We start from the raw sequence: 21224 nt of genomic DNA, 5'->3' as shown, positions 1-21224 counted from the left end.
CGCGTAGCACGGTCTTGGCCTTTGCCAAATCAGGCGCGCCCGTTCGCGGGAATTAAGAACTCGCTTTCCAAGATACAGAATTTGGATGGCGCAATCCTGAATCGACGCCGATATTCTGGCCCAGGTTGAGGAGCGGCGCGCGATGAAGGACTTTATAGCCAAGTTCCTAACGTACAATCTGGAAATGCTTGCCAAGGCCTCGGACGAGGATTCGGCCGCACGTGACCAGGATGCTGTCTGGCTGCGTGCTGCGATTCCGGCTCGCCCGGTCGCAGCCGAGGTCGGCTGGATCGGCGGCAATCCAAAACTTCCCGATCCCTTCCAATGGCCCAGCAGGGACGGGCAGCCGTATCAGTTTCTTTGCCAGATCAATTGCGCATCCTTGCCGTCCAGCCTGTGGGGCGGCCTCGGTCCGAGGACTGGATGGCTCGCATTTTTCGCAGCCGTTTCCGGTCGCATCGACGTGAAGCTGATCCATCAGCCGACGCTCGGATCGGAACGCTGCAACGAGCGCGCCTGGCAGAAGAGCGCCACGGGTCTATATTGGGTCGACGACAAATATGACGCGCTGCTGGCACCGCCGCCCAGATGGCCGCTCGACTTCGTGCATCCCGTCGACGGCGAAAACTGCGTTCCAAACCGGCTGCGGCGCAAGCCTTCTGCCGATGCGGTTTTCGCCATCGCATCCTGGGAGCTTCAGCCGATCGACTGGAGAACGCTCGAGTTGCTCGTGCAGGAGGCGCTTGCCCAATCGAGGGCGTGGTCGGCTCGTCTGGCCGACGCCGCGCGGCAGCAGGAAGCGCAGCTCAAGCCGCCGCGCAGGGAGTTGATGGCGGCGTTCGAGCAACTCGCTGAAACAGCGGAACGGCTGCGCGAGGGGCTGGCGCGTTCCGAAGCGGTGCAGCCATTCTCGTTGCAGAGCTGGCTGTCTCACGCCGAACTGGTCCTGCGCATCAGAGAACTGCACGACGAGATCACCTTGCAGCGTGGCGCCAGCTTCGTTGCGGCGCTCGACAAGTCGGAAATCGAGCTCGCCAATGGCGAGGGCTTTCTGGCGCCGATCTGGGTGAAATCGAAAGCGCCGCTGTTTCCGCCCGACACCGAGCAAGGGCGCAGATATGCCGGGTTGGTTCGGCTCATTCAGGACCTTGAACGAGATCTTCAGGCCGATGTGCGGATCCCGTCGCCCGACAGGGGCGTTTCAGCCGATCTCGCCGGCTGGCTGGAATACAGGGAGAAATTTCCGCAGGACTGGGAAGCCTATGCGGCGCGGGTTCGCCAGGTTCGCGGGCTCTATTATGCGTTCTGGATCGAGAACGCCGCGGCGCTCGAGCCGACGATGGCGCATGGTCGTGGGCTGCCGCCGCCCGATAGCTGGGCAGACGCGCGCGGGCGCGCGGAGAGCGAGCGCGACTGGGCGCATGAGCAATTGCGCAGGCTCGGAACGGTCGAGGCAAGCGAGGGCCAGAGGCCCGCTATCGCACGGAGCAGGCAGCAGAAGGCCGATGCGCTCGTCGTAGAGCTGGAAGCGGTCCTGCGCAGGGTCCGCGATCGTCCGAGCGATGCCGCGTTCGTGCCTGACGAGTGGACCGCGTTCTATCGGCTGCTCGACGAGCGTGCGGCCGATCAGGCGCTGCCGGAGTTCTGGTCGACGGGGTACAGGGTGTTGCGCTCCGAAATCGCCAAGCAGCTTTACGCCGACGATCCCGACGCAGTGATCCCGGCCGCTCGGCATCTTCTCGAGGCGGACTGGGCGTTCGACGCCGAGCAAGCCACGCTCCAGATTGGCGGCGCGCCGCGAGGCTGGTGCGCGGACTTCATCGAAAACAAGCCGAATTCGGTCATGCTGCTGCAATTTCCGACCAACAATCTCACGCATTTCAGATGCGGCGATGTCAACGACCTCGTCGTCTCGATCTTCCGCTCCGATCTTGAACGGCACGACTTCAGACATGTGCGGGTGGATGTCTCGAACTGACAGATCCGCCGCAAAGGCAGTTGCCGGTAGCGACCGAATGATCGGCGAAGCGAAAGACGGCCAATATCCGATCAATGGCTGCGCAAAGGTGTCCTCTTGAAACGGCCTGTCATCTTTGCCGGCGTAGCAATTGCATTGGCGTGGCTGTTGGTCCGATGCAGTACGCCGCAGGCATCTTTGCGCTACCGGATGACCATCGAGGTCGAAACCCCCGGCGGGATGAAGTCCGGCTCGTCAATCATGGAATTGCGCCTTGAGCGGGAATTCCTGATCCCGATGCCGGGCGCCGGTGGTTCCGACTGGGGTGGTGGCTTCACCGTGCACGGCGAAGCCCCGTTTGTGGATCTTGGCGACGGAAAGGTTCTGTTCGCGACGAATTACGATCGAAACTACAGCTATCTGAGCAGCATGACGCATATCGTCGTCCAGGTTCTCGGTTATCGCGAGCTGGCGCCGCCTCTTCCGTCCGGTGACAATGCGAGAACCATGAGCGCGGCCGTCAAAGCCAAGTCGTTCGGCGTCCTGCGTCCGAAGGATTATCCGACCCTGGTGACGTTCACCGACGCGAACAAGCCTAAATCCGTTGTCGTGGTCTCGCCTGACAATCTCGCCGCCGCCTTCGAGGCGGGCTACCGGCTCGGCAGAATGACATTTCAAGTGGTCGAGCAGAATGCGCCGCTGACAGTGGCGCTCGCGACCCGATTCCCGGCGCTTGCCGACGAGCGCGGCCGGCTAACCTTGCATTAACCGGCTCGGTAACGGATCGCGAAGGCCGGTCGATAGAGCTATCGCCGAGCAGATGCCGCGTCGCGCCGTCGGCGACGAGCGGCGGATCGTTCTTCCTGTCGCGCCCCTTCGGGCTTGAGATCGCCTACCGGGACGAGACGTGCATCGGGCCGCAATCTGGCACTTTGCCTTGCGAGGCAGCGCTCCCTCGGACGGGGCACTGGCATTGCCAGGATCGATATCCGGTTTCATACTCTGGCATAGGCCGGAGCCGGCCAGCTAACCTGACGGCGCGGCCGACCCGGAGAATTCAAGAGACGATACCGGGTAACTGAGCGGCGGAGAGACGGCGATGTCGTTTCGTCTCGCATTTGCCTTTGTGTCGATAGCGGCGCTGCTGATTGATCCGACTGACGCCGTGTCGCAGGACATGCTGCGGAGTGTCGACCTCAACAGTCCGGAAATGACGACGTCGGAGATGACGCGCGCCGAGGTCGACGCGCTCCTCAAGGCGGTCCCTCAAGGGGACGGACGCAATGCGGATTTGGATGGAAAGCGACTGTCGCACCTCGATCTCTCGGGCCTCGATTTCTCCGGCGGCAACCTTCATCTCGTAAAGCTCAACCGGGCCAATCTGAAAGGCGCCCGCTTCGATCGGGCCATCTTGAACCAGGCCTGGCTGATCGACGCGGACTTGACGGGGGCGTCACTCGTCAAGGCATCGCTGCTCGGCACGCAGATGCAACGCGCCAGGCTTGGCGGCGCCGATTTGAGCGGCGCTCGGATAACCGCCGATCTCTCCGGTGCCAGCCTGATCGGGGCCAGGCTTGCGGGCGCCGATCTGAGCGCCGATATGCGCAACCAATCGATGGGTCTGATGCGCGGCGTGCTCAAATCCGCCGACCTGCGGAATGCGGATCTCAGCGGCGCCAACCTCGCTCGCGCCGATCTCGAATTCGCGCAACTGCAGAACGCCAATCTGGCGAACTGCAGCCTCTACAGAGCTGACCTTGCGGGAGCCGACCTGTCCGACGCCAATGTCGCCGGCGCAGATTTCACCGAGACCGACCTTGCGTCGGCCCTCTTGCCAAGCGCGGCCGCGCTGGCCGAGGCCCGCAATCTGGACAAGGCCCGGAACTTGAACCTGGCGCGGCGCTCCCATTAGGGATCGAATTGCAGTGTGCAGCGACAAGACCTATGTTCTGTCTTGAGAACCACGCGGCCGCTCATCGTGCGGCGGGCAGGACCACGGTGGATGGTTGCATGTGGCACCGGAGGTGACGCCATGACCATTTCTCCCAAACTGCACAATTATCTCGCTGCAGAAAACATCGAGTACGACGAAATCCCGCACGTACTGACGATGTCGTCCGCCCTTACCGCCCAGGCTTGTCACGTCTCGGGCGATCGCTTGGCCAAGGCCATCGTGCTGCGCCGCAACGACGGGTACCTGCTCGCCGTGCTGCCGGCATCACATCACCTCAGGCTGGCGGATCTCAGGGCGAGATTCGGTGACGATATCGCTATGGCCGCCGAAAGCGAGATCGATCGGCTGTTCGCGGACTGTGCGCATGGGGCGGTTCCTGCCGCCGGCAGTTGCTACGGGCTCGACGTTATCGTTGATGACAGCATCCGGATGCAGCCCGAGATCTATATCGAAGCCGGCGATCATGAGACGTTGCTTCATCTCGGTCGCGCGCAATTCGCACGCCTGACCGCCGGTTCCCTGCATGGCTGCTTCAGTACGCACGACTGAGGCGGCATGACAGCGGACCATCTATCGGTGCGCCCCGACCGGAGCATGATCCGGAAGGGTGCGAAGCGGCTCTCTCGCGCGACAAAGGTGGAACGCGTTTGCGCGGAGATCATGCTCAACAAGGGGCTCATGCGCGATGACGTTTCGACCCGGTTTCATCATTGCGCCGTAAGGCGCGGCACGCATGCAGTCGCGCCAGCTCTGTTGTATAATTGCGAGTGAGGGGGCTGCTGCCTTGGACGGGAGGTCCTCCATGAAAGTCAAGGACGTGATGCACAAGGGCGTCGATTGGGTAAGCCCCGACACTCCAATCACCGAAATCGCGAAATTGATGCAAGGCCACGACATCGGCTGCATTCCGATCGGGCAAGACGATCGTCTGATCGGGATGGTGACGGATCGCGACCTCGTCTGCAAAGGTCTTGCGAGCAAGGACTTCAACTCTGCGCGTACCACGGCGCGGGATGTGATGACCGAAGGCATCCACTGCTGCCGCGAAGACGACGATCTGGCGAAAGCGGTGCACCACATGGAAACGCTGAAGATCCGCAGGCTGCCTGTCATCAACAAGAGCAAACGAATGGTCGGCATGGTCAGCCTGGGGGACATAGGCCAGTTTGCGGGTGCCGATCTCATGTCCCAATGCATGAAGAGCGTGTCTGCTCATCATTGAAGCGAGGCCGGCCTGCGGGAAATCTGGCAGACCGGCCAGTATCATGATCAACCGGGAAGGCAACCGGTGCCGGCTGTCTCACAGGCATCGGCCCGAAGCTGGACGGCCATCGGCACCGTTCGATCTCCAGCCGATCTGTCGAGGGGCGGATCGCACGACGATCCGCCCGACGTCGCGTTATCGCCCGGTCAATCAACCCAGGTGATGAACCTTCTGCAAGCCGTAGACCGGGGTCGGGATGCCCTCCATCCGCGCCTTCAGTTGCAGCGCGAGATATTGGGAGTAATGCCGCGACTGGTGCAGGTTGCCGCCGTGGAACCAAAGCGCCTCCTGCTGGGTCGGCTTCCACATGTTGCGCTGCTCGCCCTCCCACGGGCCCGGGTCCTTGGTGGTCTCGGATCCAAGACCCCAGACCTTGCCGACCTTGTCGGCGACGTCCTTCGAGATCAGGTCGGCGGCCCAGCCGTTCATCGAGCCATAGCCGGTGGCATAGACGACGAGATCGGCGGGGAGTTCGCTACCGTCCACGAACCTGACGCCGGTTTCGGTCAGCTCCTGCACCGCCGCGCCCTTGCCGCTCTTGAGCTTGATCGAACCGTCGATCACGAGATCGCAGGCGCCGACGTCGATGTAATAGCCCGAGCCGCGGCGCAGGTACTTCATGAACAGGCCGGAGCCGTCGTCGCCCCAGTCATGCATGAAGCCGACTTTCTCCAGCGCGGCGTAGAAATCCTTGTCGCGCTCGCGCATCTGTTGATAGAGCGGAATCTGGAATTCGTGCATGATCTTGTAGGGTAGCGAGGCGAAGATCAGGTCGGCCTTGCGTGTGGTCACTCCGCTCGCGACCGCCTGCTCCGAATAGAGCGCGCCGAGCCCGATATCCATCAGCGTGTCGGACTTCACGATGTGCGTGGATGAGCGCTGCACCATGGTGACGTCGGCACCACCTTCCCACAGCGCCGCGCAAATGTCGTGGGCGGAGTTGTTGGAGCCGATCACCACCACCTTCTTGCCGCGATATTTCTCCGGCCCCGGGTGGGTCGAGGAATGCTGCTGCTCACCCTTGAAGATGTCCTGCCCCTTGTAGGTGGGCCAGTTCGCCTTGCCCGACATGCCGGTCGCCAGCACGAGCTGCTTCGGCTTGAGCGTGATCTCCTTGCCGTCGCGCTCGACCACGACAGTCCATTCCCCGGCCTTCTCGTCATACTTGGCCGACTTCGCCGTGGTCGAGCTCCAGTAGTTGAGCTCCATCACCTTCGTGTACATCTCCAGCCAGTCGCCGATCTTGTCCTTCGGCGCGAACACCGGCCAGTTTTTCGGGAAGTCGATATAGGGCAGATGGTCGTACCAGACCGGATCGTGCAGGCAGAGCGACTTGTATCGCTTGCGCCAGGAATCGCCGGCGCGTTCGTTCTTCTCGATGATGATGGTCGGGACATTCAGTTGCCGCAGCCGCGCGCCAAGCGCGATGCCGCCCTGCCCACCGCCGATGATCAGCGTATAGGGTTGTTTTGCATGACCCAGTTCGGTGATTTCCTGGTCACGTTCCTCGCGCCAGCTCTTACGGTCCTTGTCATGGCCGTGCTTGGCGCCGAGCGGACGGGTGAAGCCGGATTTCTCCTCATGTCCCTTGAGCTCGGCCATGGTGGTGAGCAAGGTCCAGATGCGTCCATCCTTCATGCGCAGGTGACCATAGCCGCGCGCGACATCGGTCTCGAACTCGATCCAGCTCTCGATGATGCCGCCGGCTTCGCTCGCGGCGTCGCCATCGGCAATGCGCCATCCCGACGGTTTGCTGTCCGCAAGCCGCGCCTTCAGCATGTCGCGGATCTGATCCTTGCCTTCCATGGTTTTGATGTTCCAGGTGAAGGTGACCAGATCGCGCCAGTAGCAATCGGTCTGGAACAGCGCGATCGCGCGTTCGATGTCACCCGACGACAATGCGGCGTTGAACTCGTCGAGCAGCGCGGTGATCTTTCCGTCCGGGGCCTTCGTGAGCATGTCTCATTCTCCCATATGCCGGCGTCGATCGCCTTTGCGTCGTGGTTCCGGCGCGATCGTTAGCGAGGTCGAATCTTGCCTCGACCACCATGTCAGCAAGCCTCATGCCACTGCGGCGCATCTCGAAAAACGCTCGGCATTTCCTCGCGTTAACTGCCGGCGCCAGGCCGCCTCACTTGTTGCGACATGCAACAGGTGTTGCACGCAACAAACTTGATCGGCGGCACAATCCGAGTGACACTTGACGCAACAACGTGCGGGGAAACATCCAGGAGCATCAGCCGTGACGACGGAGCGGGCTGCGCACATCGACGAGCTGGTTCGCGTTGCGGTCGGCCAGACCAGCGCGCGTGATGCAATCATCCATCAGTCGTGGGTACGATGCGTCTCCGAACACAAGCTTGATCCGTTGGTGCTGCGCGACGCTCATATCGTGACATCCGGGCGGCTGCGTGAGCACCGCGACGCCATGGACGAATTCCTCCACACCGCGCGCTTCGGCGTCGAGATGCTGTATCGCCAGATCGCCGGACTCGGCTACGTCCTGCTGCTCACCGATGCCAGGGGCATCACGGTGGATTTCATCGGCGACCCGACATTCAACAACACGCTTCGCAAGGCCGGCCTTTATCTCGGCGCCGACTGGAACGAGCCCCATGCCGGCACTTGCGCGGTCGGCACCTGCATCGCCACCGAAGAAGCCCTGACGGTGCACCAATCCGACCATTTCGACGCCACCCATATTCCGCTGACCTGCACGGCCGCGCCGGTCTTCGATCCCAGCGGCAAGCTCGCCGCGGTGCTGGATATTTCCGCGCTGCGCTCGCCGGAACCGAAGGCCAGCCAGTTCCTGGCGCTGCAACTGGTCAAGTCGTTCGCTCACAAGATCGAGAATGCGAACCTGCTGAACCGTTTCCGGCAGGAATGGATCATCAAGCTGTCCGGCTCCGCGGAATTCGCCGATGTCGATCCGGATTATGTGATGGCCGTCGACAGCAGCGGCCACATCATCGGCTTCAACAATCGCGCAAGGCAGCTGCTCGCCCGCGAACTGGCCAAGCGTCCGGACCTTCGCCTGCGGGCCGACGGCTTCGGCGTGTCCGACATCTTCGAATGCACCATCGACGATCTGCCGCGCTTCGCCCATTCGCGCCCCACCGGTCAGCGCACGCTGCGGCTTGCCAACAGCGGCGCGACGCTGTTCGCGCAGACCTTGCCGCCCCCGAACAAGCTGGCGGTGCCGGCCCCCTCCCGCAGCGAGTCGGCGCTTCCGGCGCCGCTGCGCAACCTGTTCCGCGGCGATCCCGCCATGCATCATGTGGTGACGCGCGCCGCCAAGCTCATCAATACCCAGATGGGCTTGCTCATCACCGGCGAAACCGGCACCGGCAAGGAGCACCTGACGAAGGCGCTGCATTCGGTCAGTGCGCGGGCAGGCAGACCTTTCGTCGCGGTCAACTGTGCCGCGCTGCCGGAAAGCCTGATCGAGAGCGAGCTGTTTGGCCACGAGGCGGGCGCCTTCACCGGTGCGGCGGCCAAGGGCAAGAAGGGTCTCGTGCTCGAGGCCGACGGCGGCACCCTGTTCCTCGACGAGATCGGCGACATGCCGATCTCGTCGCAGACGCGCCTGTTGCGCGTGCTGGCCGAACGCGAGGTGACACCGGTCGGCCGCACCCGGCCGGTCCCGCTCAATGTCCGCGTCATCGCTGCCACCCATCGCGACCTCGTCGCGCTGGTGAAGGCGGGGCAATTCCGCGAGGATCTCTATTTCCGCCTCAACGGCGCGGTGCTTGCGCTGCCTCCGCTGCGTCAGCGCACCGATATCGAGTGGCTGATCGATCAATCCCTGCATCGGCTTTCGATGGAGCACAAGGCCAACTATGCGCTGACGGCAAGCGCGCGGGGCGCGCTGCTCAAGTACCAATGGCCTGGCAATATCCGCGAGCTGATCAACGCGCTCGATCATGGCTGCGCGCTGTCGAACGACGGCACGATCGATCTTGCCGATCTGCCGGACCGGATCGCTCAGCCCTTGCGTGAGGACAGCTCCGGAAAGCCGGTACGAGGCGGAGCGGCAACGTCACGGCAAGCCGATGCGCTACTGACGGCGTTGCGCAACAATCGCTGGAACGTCTCGCGGGTGGCACGCGAACGCGGCGTCGATCGCTCGACCATCCATCGCCAGATTCTCCGCTTTGGCATCACGATGCCGAAAGACCTGACCTGACCGCAGGCGCTGCCCGCCGTCGCTGACCGCCCTGGTCAGATAAGATGTCCCTGCCGAACGGTGGCTGGCTGAATGGTGGAAAATCGGTGCACCATTCAGAACAAAACAACGAACTCATACATAATTGAAATTGCACGTGATTTTTCCCGCCCCGAGGTGTTCAACCGCCGTCGCCGCCGACTTCGGCCCAGCCGCTGTCGCAAGCGAAAATTCAGCACGCCTCACGACAGCGTGCGCCGTTCGCTGCGGGATCGTAGTATTGTCGTCCGCAGCCGTCGAAGCTAGGATTTCGCGTAGCATTCGATCGCGACGCACGAAGAGATGCACTCCAGAATCAAGCGGATGGTCGCGGCTGCGATCGGACGGCACGGCAAATGGAGGACATTATGGCGTGGCGTGACGACAAGGCCCGGGCAGCCCTGATCCGCGATGCAGCGGGCAGCGTGCCAGCGGGCAAGAGCCCCAGGGCCTTTGCCGAGCCCTTGTTCGGCTACACCAATATCGAGGATCTCGCCAATTACGATGCCGCCTCGCTTGCCCTCCTGGCGGAGCAGGCCTGGGAGCACGTGCAGCGGCGCACGGCCGGCAGCGCCGATATCCGCGTCGTCAATCCGACGTTGCCGAACGGGCGCGAGATTTCCGTGCTCGAAATTCTCAACGACAACATGCCTTTCCTGTTCGATTCCACCATGGCGGAGCTCGCCGAGCAGGGCCTCGAGGTCACCCTGGTCGCTCACCCGATCATCGCCGTGGAGCGCGATGAAGGGGGCAAGCTGCTGCGATTCTACGGGGAAGCACTGCCGGAGGGAGCAAAGGGCGCGCGCGAAAGCCTGATTCATCTCCACATCACCCGCCTGGATGCGGATTCCGATCGCCAAAAGCTGATCGACGGCCTGACCAGGACGTTGAACAATGTCCGCGCCTGCGTTGCCGACTGGCGCGTCATGCGTGACAGCGTCGAGGAAGCGATCAAGACGTTCTCTTCCAATCCGCCGCCGCTGCCGATCGACGAACTCGCCGAAGCCAACCAGTTCCTGCAATGGCTCTGCGCGGACAATTTCACTTTCCTCGGCGTGCGCAAATATCGCTTCTCGCCCGACAGCGACGCGTCGGACGATATTACAACCGGCGAAGGCCTCGGGATCCTGCGCGATCCGGACGTGAAGGTCCTGCGCCGCGGCAGCGAAATGGTGGTGATGACGCCGGAAATCCGCGAGTTCATGCACGAGCCGACCCTGCTGATCGTCATCAAGGCCAATGTCTCCAGCCGCGTCCATCGCCGCACCCGGATGGATTATGTGGGCATCAAACTCTACTCGCCCGACGGCCGGCTCGAAGGCGAATTGCGCGTCGTCGGCCTTTTCACCTCGGGCGCCTATACTCGCTCGGTACGGCAGATCCCTTATGTCCGCCACAAGGTTTCGCGGGTGCTGCAGCGCGCGGGCTTCGACCCGAACGGCCATTCCGGCAAGGCGCTGATGCATATTCTCGAAGATTATCCGCGCGATGAGCTGTTCCAGATCGACGTCGACACGCTCTACAACTTCGTCATCGAGATCCTGATCCTCTACGAGCGTCCGCGCGTCCGGGCGCTGCCGCGGGTCGACAAGTTCGATCGCTTTGTCTCCATCCTCACCTTCATTCCGCGCGACAAATACGACACCGACGTCCGCACGCGCGTCGGAGCCTTTTTGGCGCAGGCCTACAAAGGGAAGCTCTCCGCCTCCTACGTATCATTCCCTGAAGGGGCGCTTGCGCGCGTCCACTTCATCATCGGACGCTACGAAGGCAAAACGCCTGTCGTCGACCGCGCCCTGCTCGAAGCCGGGATCAGCGCCATTGCCGCGACCTGGGCCGACAAGCTGAAGGCCGCGCTCACCGCGTCGACCGATGGCATGCGGGCGCGCATGCTCACCAACCGATATGCCCAGGCCTTCAGCGGCGGCTATACCGAGGTGTTCAGCGCGGAACAGGCGATCGCCGATATCACGACCGTCGAAAAGCTGACGCCGGCCCGCCCGGTAACGATTTCGGTTTACCGCATCGAAGGCGACGATCCGAGGCGCTTCGGCCTTAAGGTGTTTTCGGACGCCGTACCGCTGTCGTTGTCCTACCGCGTGCCGGTGATCGAAAATCACGGCCTGCGCGTGGTCAATGAACGCACCTATCAGATCGTGCCCGGTACCAGGCCTGCGCCGGTCTGGCTGCACGACATGACGATCGAGACCAGCGACGGCCAGCCCATCGAGATCAACCCGGAATTCAGCCATCGCCTGGAAGCCTCGATCATGGCGGTGGTGACCGATCGCGCCGAATCCGACGGATATAACGGCCTGATCCTGCGCACCGCCCTAAGCTGGCGGGAAGTCTCGACCATCCGGGCGCTGTCGCGTTATTTGCACCAGATCCGCGCTCCGTTCACCCAGGATTACATGTGGGAGACCGTGCGCAAGAACGCCGCGATCACGGCCAGCCTGGTCGCGATGTTCCAGACCCGCCTCGATCCGCGCCTCGCCTTGACGGACGCCGAGCGCGCGGCGCGCGAGGCGGCTTTGCTTGCCGAGATCGAGGAACAGCTCAAATCCGTCGCCTCGCTCGATGAAGACCGCATCCTGCGCCGCTTCACCAATCTGGTGCAGGCTACCGTTCGAACCAATCTGTGGCAGATCGGCGAGGATGGACATCCGCGTCCGGTGATCTCCTTCAAGTTCGAGGCGCGCCGGATCGACGACTTACCCGCTCCACGCCCGCTCTACGAGATCTTCGTCTATTCCCCTCGCGTCGAAGGGATTCACCTGCGCTTCGGCAAGGTTGCGCGCGGTGGCTTGCGCTGGTCTGACCGGCCGCAGGATTTCCGCACCGAGATCCTCGGCCTGGTGAAAGCGCAGCAGGTCAAGAACGCCGTGATCGTGCCGGTCGGTGCCAAGGGCGGCTTCGTGCCCAAGCGCCTGCCGCCGCCTTCCAAGCGCGACGCCTGGCTGGCGGAGGGTACCGAAAGCTATCGCATCTTCGTTCGCTCGCTGCTCGAACTCACCGACAATCTCGACGGCGACATCGTCGTGCCGCCCGAATCCACCGTGCGCCACGACGGCGACGACCCCTACCTCGTCGTTGCCGCCGACAAGGGCACCGCCACCTTCTCCGACGTCGCCAACGCGATTTCGGCCGAGAAGAACCATTGGCTCGGCGATGCCTTCGCATCCGGCGGCAGCCAGGGTTACGACCACAAGAAGATGGGGATCACGGCGCGCGGCGCCTGGGCGGCGGTCAAGCGCCACTTCCGCGAGCTCGGCACCGACATTCAGACCATGCCGTTCACCGCGGTCGGCGTCGGCGACATGTCGGGCGACGTTTTCGGCAATGGCATGCTGCTCTCGCCGGCGACAAGGCTTGTGGCGGCTTTCGATCATCGCGACATCTTCATCGATCCTTCGCCCGATCCATCGACCAGCTTCGCCGAGCGCAAGCGCCTGTTCGATCTGCCGCGATCGAGCTGGCAGGACTATGACAAGTCGCTGATCTCGCAGGGCGGCGGCGTGTTCTCGCGCTCGCTCAAGGCGATCCCGCTTGCGCCGGAAGTGCGCACGCTGCTCGATCTCGACAAGCCGCAAGCCACGCCTTTCGAGGTGATGACGGCGATCCTGAAGGCTCGCGCGGACCTGTTGTGGTTTGGCGGCATCGGCACCTATGTCCGCTCCTCCGGGGAAAGCGACGATCAGGTCGGAGACCGCGCCAACGATCCGATCCGCATCGCCGGTGGCGACGTGCGCGCCCGGGTGATCGGCGAAGGGGCCAACCTCGGCGTTACCCAGCGCGGCCGCATCGAAGCGGCGCAGAAGGGCGTCAAGCTTAACACCGACGCCATCGACAATTCGGCCGGCGTGAACACGTCCGACGTCGAGGTCAACATCAAGATCGCGCTGGCACGCCCCGAGCGCGAGGGGCGCCTCAGTCCCACCGACCGCAACAGCCTGCTTGCCGCGATGACCGACGAGGTCGGCGCGCTGGTGCTGCGCAACAACTATCTGCAGACGCTGGCGCTCTCGCTGGCCGAGCGCAAGGGTGTGGCCGAGACCGGCTTCCTCACCCGCCTGATGCAGTCGCTCGAACAGCGCGGCTTGCTCAGCCGCGCTGTGGAGTTCCTGCCCGACGACGCCGCGCTCACCGAGCGCACACGGCGCGGCCAGTCGCTCGCGCGGCCCGAGCTTGCCGTGCTGCTCGCCTACGCCAAGCTGACCCTCTACGATGACCTGCTCGTCACCAGCGTGCCCGATGACCCCTATCTTGCGCGCGAACTATCCCAGTATTTTCCACGCGAGGTTCAGGACAAATTCCCGACCGCGGCCGGCTTGCATCGCCTGCGGCGGGAGATCATCGCGACCAGTCTCGCCAATGCGGTGATCAATCGCGGCGGCCCGGCCTGCGTCGTGCGCCTGATCGACGAGACCGACGCCGATATCCCGACCATCGTCATGGCCTATGTGGCGGTCGATGAATGCTTCGGCCTGAAGTGGCTCAATGACGCCATCGACGCGCTCGACGCCTGCATCGACGGGCAGCTGCAGCTGTCCCTCTACGCTTCGGTGCAGGACCTCCTGCTCTCCCGCATGGTCTGGTACGTGCGCAATGTCGATTTCAAGGACGGGCTGGAGGCCGTCGTCGCGCGCTTCGGTCCGGCGATCCGCCAGATCGTTGCCGGGCTCGACACTGCCTTGCCGCCGGACTTGCAAGCCGCGCGCGTCAAGCGGCGGCAGGAACTCGCCGACGCCGGTGTCCCGGCCGGCCTCGCCGGCGAGCTCGCCGATCTTGACGCATTGGTCTCGGCTCCCGACATCGTGACGGTTGCCGAGCGCACCACGCGCCCCATCGGCGATGCCGCCGCGACCTTCTACGCCGCCGAGGCCAATTTCCGTCTCGACCGCATCATCGCCGCCGCACGCAGTGTGCCGGCCAACGATTATTTCGAACGCATGGCCATCGATCGCGCCGTCGAGCAGATCGCCGGCGCCGAAAGGAGACTGGCCGCCGATATGCTGGCAACCGGCCAGTCTGGCCAGCAGGCCGTCGAGACCTGGCTCGCGGCTCACCCCGAGGCGACGCGTATCCGCCGCTCGGTCGAGGAGATCGCTGCCAGTGGCCTGACCCTCGCCAAGCTGACGGTGGCGGCGAACCTGCTGGGGGACCTGGTCAAGGCCTGAGGGCGTGCGAGGCAGCGATGTGGGAAGCGCAAGGCTGGCGCAGGTAGTTAGCCGGCAAACGGAGGAATCCAATGATCCACGCCACCTGTCATACCGCCGACAATGTTCGCTGCATCGAGTTCGATGCCACACCGTGGTTCAGCGAGGCTGACGCTCCGAGTATTATCGATTTGGCCCATCGAGGATGGACCAGCACTGCGATTGCAGATTCCCTCGAGCACAGACAAGGATACGAACGCCTGCACGACCTCGTTGAGTATGCAGCGAAGCGACTGCAACTGGAATCTCTGGAGGACCCAACCTGGGAAACCTTCGAGTGTGTCGTCGATGGACCCGAGGCCGTCGCCTGGCTCGAGAAAAACCGGCCCAACGTTGTGGCAAGAATCCCTTAAAGCCGCGGGAAGCGCGGCAAAGGCCACAATTGACCGGCGGCAAACGAAGCGGAAATGGCGCACCCGACACGATTCGAACGTGTGACCTTTGCCTTCGGAGGGCAACGCTCTATCCAGCTGAGCTACGGGTGCGTGCAGGGGTTCATTTAGCTGATTGGCTCCCTGTCGGCAACGGCGTTGTCCGGCCGGTTAAGGGCTGTAAACTGGCTCCCGACAATATGACAGGCCGCGGAAAAAGGCCGTCTTTCGAGGGAGTTTGCCCATGCGTCCGCTGGAATTCGGCTGGTATCTGCCCACGCATGGCGACACCACGGCCTATGGGCTGATGGAGGCGCAGATCGCCGGCTCGCCGGAACTCTGCGAGCGCGTGGTCGCGGCCGCCGAGGACGCCGGCTTCGAATATCTCCTGATCCCGGTCGGCTCGGTGTGCTGGGAGGCCTGGATCACGGGCGCCTTCATGGCGGCGCGCTCGAGCCGGATCAAGCCGCTGATCGCAGCAAGGCCCGGCTATATCAACCCGGTGCTGATGGCAAAGATGATCTCGACCTTCGACCAGATGTCGGGCGGGCGAATCTGCATCAATCTGATCGCCGGCCAGAACGAGAGCGAGGTCGAGGCCGAGGGCGTGCGTCAGCCCAAGGAAGAGCGCTACGCGCTGATGGAGGAGGAGGTCTCGATCCTGAAAGCGCTATGGACGACGCGCGGCCCGGTGCATTTCGAGGGCAAGTTTCACACCATCTCCGGCGCGCATATCAGGCCGCGTCCGCTGCAGCAGCCGTTTCCAAAATTCTATCTCGGCGGCGGCTCGCGGCAGGCCTGGGAGGTGTCCGCGAAGCATTCCGACGTTCATCTGTTCTGGGGCGACCTGCCGGAGCGCATCGCGGAGAATATCGCCGAGATCCGGCGGATGGCGCAGCGCATGACCGCGAGGATGCGATCGGCTTCGGCATGCGGCTGCAGGTGATCTGCCGCGAGAACGAGGCGGATGCCTGGGATGCGGCCGACCAGCTGGTGCGCCACGCCACCGAGCGGCAGCAGGAGATGAAGACGCTCTACAATCGCTCGGAGGCCAACCAGCGCGTGCAGCAGCTCGCGCGCGACTACGGCGATCTGTTGATGCCGCATCTGTGGACCGGCATCACCAAGGTGCGGCCCGGCGCCGGCATCGCCGTGGTGGGCGACCCCGCGCAATGCGCCGCCACCTTGCAGCAGTTCATCGACGCCGGCTGCCACTCCTTCTGCCTGTCCGGCTATCTGCATGACGAGGAGGCCGAGCGGTTCGGTCGCCTGATCCGCCCGATCCTCGCGGCCAACAATCATGGGCGCCTCGTCGCCTGAGGCGCGATCCGGAAGCTTTCCGAAAATTCACGGGTGAATCTGCGCCTGACGCGCCATGATCCTGCCGAGCCCGCGGCAGCAACGGAGTCGAACCATGCATCACCGCGCCTGGCTTGCGGCCGCGGCATTGCTCGTCGTGACGGCGGCGCACGTACCCACAGCGTCCGCGACGCAGGCACAGACCGAGCGCGACCTGAAGCCGGTCAAGGAGATCGCCAATGCGCGGATTGCCGTCGGCAATGCGAGCTTTCCGCTCTACCTCTCGGCCGACTGGTCCAATCCGCTTCCCGATGTCACGCGCGCCGTGCTTGTGCTACACGGCGTGCTGCGCAATGCCGACGACTATTTTCGCGCGGCGCTGAGCGCGCAGGCCGCAGCGGGCGATGCTGGCGAGCATGCGCTGATGATCGCGCGGCAATTCCTGATCGCATCGGATGTCGAGGCACTCAAGCTGCCGCCGGAGACCTTGCGCTGGAGCCTCTATGGCTGGCAGGGCGGCGAGCCCGCGGTCGCACCGAGCCCGGCGAGTTCGTTCCAGGCGCTCGACGCCATCCTGGCGAAGCTCGGCGACCGCAAGCTGTTTCCGAACCTGCAGCAGGTCGTCGTGTTCGGTCATTCCGGCGGCGGCCAGGTGGTGCAGCGCTATGCGATCGCGGTGAAGGGCGACCAGGTGCTGCTGCGCCAGGGTATCGGCGTGCGCTATGTGGTCGCCAATCCGTCCTCCTACGCCTATTTCACCAAGGAGCGGCCGGAGCCCGCGATCGCGGCGACCTGCCATGGCTATAACAGCTGGAAGTTCGGCATGGACAACCGCCCGCCCTATCTTGCCGAGCCTTCGCCGGCTGCGCTGGAGCAGGCCTATGTCGCGCGCCGCGTGATCTATCTGCTCGGAACGCTCGACACCAACCCCAATCATCCCGCGCTCGACAAATCCTGCATGGCGGAGGCCGAAGGGCCGTACCGTTACGCGCGCGGGCATTCCTATGCCGCCGTGATGCAGGCCCGCGCCGGCGGCGCGCCAAACCACAGCGTGTGGGATGTGCCCGGCGTCGGTCATGCCGGCGGCAAGATGCTCAACTCGCCCTGCGGCCTGACCGCGGTGTTCGACATCCCCGGCTGCGAAGCGGCGCGCTGAGCCCCCCGACACCGGAATTTGTGCGCGGATTCGGTGGCAAGCGGCACCGAGATCGCCTACGCTCGTGTCGCGAATGGAGCATCACGACCGACAGCTCGATGGAGAACATCATGAGAGCAGGCTTGATCACGCTTCTGACAGCCGGTGCCTTCCTCGGCTTGACCCCGGCCAACGCCGCAGAGGGATGCGGCGACGGTTGCCACAGGACCTCGCGAGGTGCCTGCGTGATCGACGGCTGGGGCACCGGCGCGCGGGTCAGGAACGAGTGCCCCGCCACCTCGCGCGCTCGCCCCCCGTGTGGCGGCGGTGGCTTCATCTGGCGGCGCGACCTCCAGGCCTGTTCGCAGACGACGAAGGATTGGCTCTAGCCGCAGACGGCCAGGCCAGCGTCACGCCGGCACGATCACCTTGCCGATCGGCCACAGCGCGATGCCGGCAAGCTTGAGATGCGCCCAGGCGAACGGGATGCCGATGATGGTCACCGCCAGCAGGATCGCGGTGATCACATGGCCGATCGCGAGCCACCAGCCGGCCAGGATGAACCAGATCAGGTTGCCGATCACCCCGAGCGGTCCGGTGCCGATGTCGGACGTGCCCGTCACCTCATCGCGGCGCACCGCACGCGAGCCGAACGGCAGCAGCGTGTAGACGGCGATGTTGAAGGCGGCGCGCGCCCAGGGCAGCCCGATAATGGTCACAGCCATGATCACGGCGGCGACCAGCCAGCCGAACGCCATCCACGCGCCGCCGATCAGGATCCAGAGGATGTTCAGGAGGATAGACACAGGCTGCATGGCTGACACCTTCGCGCCGCTTGGGACTATTCTTTATATACGCCGCTGCCCGGCGCTGCGGTAGGTGTGGCCTAAGCGCGCGCCTGCCGTGACGAGGCGCTTCACCGGCGGCCGGCGCTGAACGACAGCTCGCACCTCATTGCATCCATCGCGACGGCCACTAATCTCGCGCGACCGGGCAGGGCGCAACGACGCCTGCACCGAAAAGGGAGAACAACAATGAGAACAATATTCGGAGCAGGGATTCTGGCGGCGCTGGCATTGTCGGTGTCGGCCGTGCGGGCCGAGGATACCGTGCGCTTCGCGCCGCTGAAGGCGGAGGAGCTGTCACCGGCGCAAAAGGCCTGGGCCGACATGATCAGCGCGCCGCCGCGCAATGCCAAATTCACCGCGCCGCCCTACCGCGCCTATATCCGCAATCCCGATCTGGCGCCGAAGCTGTCGAACCTGTCGGAGTATCTGCGCTGGAATACCTCGCTGCCGGCGCGGCTCAGCGAAATGGCGATCCTGATCACGGCGCGGCACTGGACCGCGCAATATGAATGGTCCGCGCACTATCCGCTGGCGATGAAGGGCGGGCTCGATCCGAAGATCGCGGATGCGATCGCCAAGGGCACGCGGCCCGAGAGCATGAAGGACGACGAGGCCGCGCTGTACGATCTCGGCGTCGCGCTCTATCGCGACAGGAAGGTCAGCGACGCCGTCTACAAGGCCGCGCTGGAGAAATTCGGCGAGCGCGGCATCATGGATATCATCGGCATCATGGGCTACTACGACATGGTCTCGATGACGCTGATCGCAATGCAGGCCGGCCCCGCCAACAACGGCGTGCAGCCATTGGCGGTGCTGGAGAAGTAGCCGCATCTGCAGCCGTCTCGCTCTCCTACCTCTCCCGCTTGCGGGTGGGGCTTTCTCTACAGAACGATTCGCGGTTAGATCCCGGCCCAACCCTCCCCCGCAAGCGCAGGGCTATCGCATTTGGTGGCGGTGCCCTCGTGGCCATCCTTCGAGACGCCCGCCTTCGGCGGGCTCCTCAGGATGAGGTCTTGTTTTGCGGCACAATAGTAGACCCTCATGGTGAGGAGCGCCGCTTGCGGCGCGTCTCGAACCACGAGGCCAAGCACTTGCGCGGTCGCCAAGGGGCCTATGCGATAGCCCTGCCCGCAAGCGGGAGAGGGAGCGCAGTCACGTCGCGCCCCTACCGCCGGAAACCGCTGGCGCGCGAATAGGCCTGGCGGCCTTCCAGTGCCGGGCGCGCGGCCATGCTGGCGCGCGTTTCGCTGGCGACCGGCGTCGCCGGCTTCAAATCCTCGAGGAAGATCGGCTTGGCGAAGTAATAGCCCTGGGCATAGCGAATCTTGGTCGCCGCCTGCAGATAGGTGAGCTCCTCGTAGGACTCGATGCCCTCGGCGATCACGGTCATGCCGAGCGCCTCGCTCAGCGATTCGATCGCGCGCAGAATGCCCTGGCTGCGCGGCCGCTGATGGATGTCGGTGATGAAGGAGCGATCGATCTTGATCTCGTCGGCGGTGATGTCGGCGAGCGCCGACAGCGACGAATAGCCGATGCCGAAATCGTCGATCGAGATGCCGACGCCGATGCCGCGCAGGATCGGCAGGATCTGGTCCTGAAAATGCGACCGCGTCACGAACGCGTCTTCGGTCACCTCGATCATGAAGCGTTTCGGGAAGCCGGTCTCCTCGATCGCGCGCGCGAACCGGCGCATGAATTCGAGGTTCGAGGCCTGCTTGGCGGCGACATTGATGCTGATCGTCGCCATCGGGCCGAACGTGTCGTTGATCAGGTCGATCGACTTGACGATCTCCGCCAGCACCAGGAACGTCAGCTCGTCGATCAGGCCGAGCTCGACCGCGAGATTGATGAAGGTGCCCGGCGCCTGGATCACGCCCTCGTCGTCGCGCAGCCGCACCAGCGCCTCGATGCCCTTCACCTCCTGGGTGCGGATATCGACCTTGGCCTGGAACGCGCAGCAGAAGCGCTTTTCCAGGATCGCCAGCCGCAGCGACTGCTCGATCTTCATCCGCGCCAGCGCCTCGCGCTCCATGCTGTTGTCGAAGAACGCGGTCGAGCCCTTGCCGTTGTTCTTGACGCGGTACATCGCGATGTCGGCGTTCTGGCGCAGCGCCTCGTAGCTCCGGCCATGCATCGGATAGAGGCTGACGCCGATCGAGGTCGAGGCGAAGATCTCGGATTCCTCGATGAAGAACGGCGCCTTCAGCCGCTCCTGCATGACCTGGATGAATTCGGCGACTTCGTCATTGCCGCTGATCGGGTTGAGCAGCAGCAGGAATTCGTCGCCGGAGATGCGCGACAGGATATCGGTTTCGCGCAGCGCGTGGCCGAGCCGCTTCGACAGTTCAACGAGCAGCGCATCGCCGATCGCGTGGCCGTAATAGTCGTTGATGTGCTTGAAGTTGTCGACGTCGAGGAAGGCAAGCGCGAAATGGTTTTGCGAATCGTCGCGGATCAGGCCGCTGACGCGGTGCTCGATCACCCGGCGGGTCGGCAGGCCGGTCAGCTCGTCGTAATAGGCCGAGCGGAACAGCTGGTCCTCGAACGCCTTCTGCTCGCTGATGTCGGTCGAGGTCGAGATCAGGAGATTGCGACCGGCGATCCGGACCGGCCGGTGCGAGGTCAGGAACACGTATTTGGAGGCGCCGCAGGAGAGCACTTCCTCGAGCACCACCGGACGGCCGCTGCGCAGCAGGTCGAGGTTGGCGGCGTGGCGCTCGTCGACCGGGGACGGCTGGCTCGCGCTGGCCGCCAGCTGCAGCTGGCTCGCGGCTGCTTCATTCACCAGGATGAGCTCGCCCTGCTCATCCTGAACGGTTACGCCCGCCGGCAGCAGTTGGAGAAGGTCGCGCAGGATACGTAATTCATTGCTGGAAATATCGTCTTGGCCGGTCACTGCCGCGCCCGTCTGAAAATCGTGTCTGGTGAGACTGTGCATGCGCCGACCTTGGCAAAGTCCGTTGTAGTTTTGGT

General features: G+C 63.9%; 14 protein-coding genes, 1 tRNA gene and 1 pseudogene. 12 read left to right on the top strand and 4 right to left on the bottom strand.

All coding sequences use genetic code 11. The features are described 5' to 3' along the window. Positions 1–142: 142 nt before the first annotated feature. The 5 genes from ACE10X_RS43350 (at position 143) to ACE10X_RS43330 (ending at position 5133) form a co-directional block, all read left to right on the top strand. Complete coding sequence (locus ACE10X_RS43350) at positions 143–1978, top strand: DUF1963 domain-containing protein (RefSeq protein WP_080583218.1); 1836 nt, start codon at positions 143–145, stop codon at positions 1976–1978. Positions 1979–2167: 189 nt separating this feature from the next. Then, on the top strand, positions 2168–2725 hold the full coding sequence (locus ACE10X_RS43345) for a hypothetical protein (RefSeq protein ID WP_375763858.1): 558 nt from the start codon (positions 2168–2170) through the stop codon (positions 2723–2725). Positions 2726–3056: 331 nt separating this feature from the next. Beyond that, a complete protein-coding gene (locus tag ACE10X_RS43340) occupies positions 3057–3869 on the top strand; it encodes a pentapeptide repeat-containing protein (RefSeq protein WP_375763857.1) in 813 nt (270 codons plus the stop codon). Between the two features lie 120 nt (positions 3870–3989). Further along, positions 3990–4460 (top strand): aminoacyl-tRNA deacylase, encoded by a 471-nt coding sequence (locus tag ACE10X_RS43335; RefSeq protein ID WP_038382522.1) that lies wholly within the window; start codon positions 3990–3992, stop codon positions 4458–4460. 253 nt (positions 4461–4713) lie between these two features. Continuing rightward, positions 4714–5133, top strand: a complete 420-nt coding sequence (locus tag ACE10X_RS43330; RefSeq protein WP_038382541.1) for a CBS domain-containing protein — start codon at positions 4714–4716, stop codon at positions 5131–5133. Between the two features lie 192 nt (positions 5134–5325). Here ACE10X_RS43330 and ACE10X_RS43325 read toward each other — a convergent pair whose 3' ends face one another. Beyond that, positions 5326–7134 (bottom strand): NAD(P)/FAD-dependent oxidoreductase, encoded by a 1809-nt coding sequence (locus ACE10X_RS43325; RefSeq protein WP_375763856.1) that lies wholly within the window; start codon positions 7132–7134, stop codon positions 5326–5328. A 283-nt stretch (positions 7135–7417) separates the two neighbouring features. On the opposite strand from ACE10X_RS43325, the gene ACE10X_RS43320 reads away from it, so the two are divergent. The 3 genes from ACE10X_RS43320 to ACE10X_RS43310 all read left to right on the top strand — a co-directional run bounded on the left by ACE10X_RS43320 (position 7418) and on the right by ACE10X_RS43310 (position 14951). After that, on the top strand, positions 7418–9361 hold the full coding sequence (locus ACE10X_RS43320) for a sigma-54-dependent Fis family transcriptional regulator (protein ID WP_304557375.1): 1944 nt from the start codon (positions 7418–7420) through the stop codon (positions 9359–9361). Positions 9362–9735: 374 nt separating this feature from the next. Continuing rightward, entirely contained in the window at positions 9736–14559 is a 4824-nt protein-coding gene (locus ACE10X_RS43315) for an NAD-glutamate dehydrogenase (RefSeq protein ID WP_038382519.1), read from the top strand. Between the two features lie 71 nt (positions 14560–14630). Continuing rightward, positions 14631–14951: a hypothetical protein gene (locus ACE10X_RS43310; RefSeq protein ID WP_028341440.1), complete on the top strand. Its 321-nt coding sequence runs from the start codon at positions 14631–14633 to the stop codon at positions 14949–14951. Positions 14952–15006: 55 nt separating this feature from the next. On the opposite strand, the gene ACE10X_RS43305 is transcribed toward ACE10X_RS43310, so the two are convergent. Continuing rightward, positions 15007–15083: transfer RNA gene (locus ACE10X_RS43305), tRNA-Arg, on the bottom strand. 130 nt (positions 15084–15213) lie between these two features. On the opposite strand from ACE10X_RS43305, the pseudogene ACE10X_RS43300 reads away from it, so the two are divergent. From ACE10X_RS43300 to ACE10X_RS43290, 3 genes and pseudogenes are all read left to right on the top strand, one after another. Then, a pseudogene (locus tag ACE10X_RS43300) lies at positions 15214–16289 on the top strand (LLM class flavin-dependent oxidoreductase). Between the two features lie 94 nt (positions 16290–16383). Beyond that, positions 16384–17424 carry an alpha/beta hydrolase gene (locus tag ACE10X_RS43295; protein ID WP_375763855.1) on the top strand — a complete coding sequence of 347 codons (1041 nt, stop codon included), beginning with the start codon at positions 16384–16386 and terminating at the stop codon, positions 17422–17424. A 110-nt stretch (positions 17425–17534) separates the two neighbouring features. Next, on the top strand, positions 17535–17792 hold the full coding sequence (locus ACE10X_RS43290; RefSeq protein WP_240536778.1) for a GCG_CRPN prefix-to-repeats domain-containing protein: 258 nt from the start codon (positions 17535–17537) through the stop codon (positions 17790–17792). A 21-nt stretch (positions 17793–17813) separates the two neighbouring features. On the opposite strand, the gene ACE10X_RS43285 is transcribed toward ACE10X_RS43290, so the two are convergent. After that, the gene (locus ACE10X_RS43285; RefSeq protein ID WP_016843571.1) at positions 17814–18218 is read right to left on the bottom strand and encodes a YccF domain-containing protein; all 405 of its coding nucleotides are present in this window, start codon (positions 18216–18218) and stop codon (positions 17814–17816) included. A 219-nt stretch (positions 18219–18437) separates the two neighbouring features. On the opposite strand from ACE10X_RS43285, the gene ACE10X_RS43280 reads away from it, so the two are divergent. Beyond that, positions 18438–19076, top strand: coding sequence for a carboxymuconolactone decarboxylase family protein (locus ACE10X_RS43280; protein WP_038382517.1), 639 nt, complete (start codon positions 18438–18440; stop codon positions 19074–19076). Positions 19077–19416: 340 nt separating this feature from the next. Here the strand turns inward: ACE10X_RS43280 and ACE10X_RS43275 are convergent, their stop codons facing one another. Further along, positions 19417–21147 carry an EAL domain-containing protein gene (locus ACE10X_RS43275; RefSeq protein WP_085970782.1) on the bottom strand — a complete coding sequence of 577 codons (1731 nt, stop codon included), beginning with the start codon at positions 21145–21147 and terminating at the stop codon, positions 19417–19419. Positions 21148–21224: the final 77 nt, after the last annotated feature.

It is taken from the genome of Bradyrhizobium sp. Pha-3, assembly GCF_042258325.1.
Lineage (GTDB): Bacteria > Pseudomonadota > Alphaproteobacteria > Rhizobiales > Xanthobacteraceae > Bradyrhizobium > Bradyrhizobium elkanii.
The sequence above is the reverse complement of the archived record's forward strand: the minus strand, read 5'-3'. Positions and strand labels throughout refer to the sequence as shown.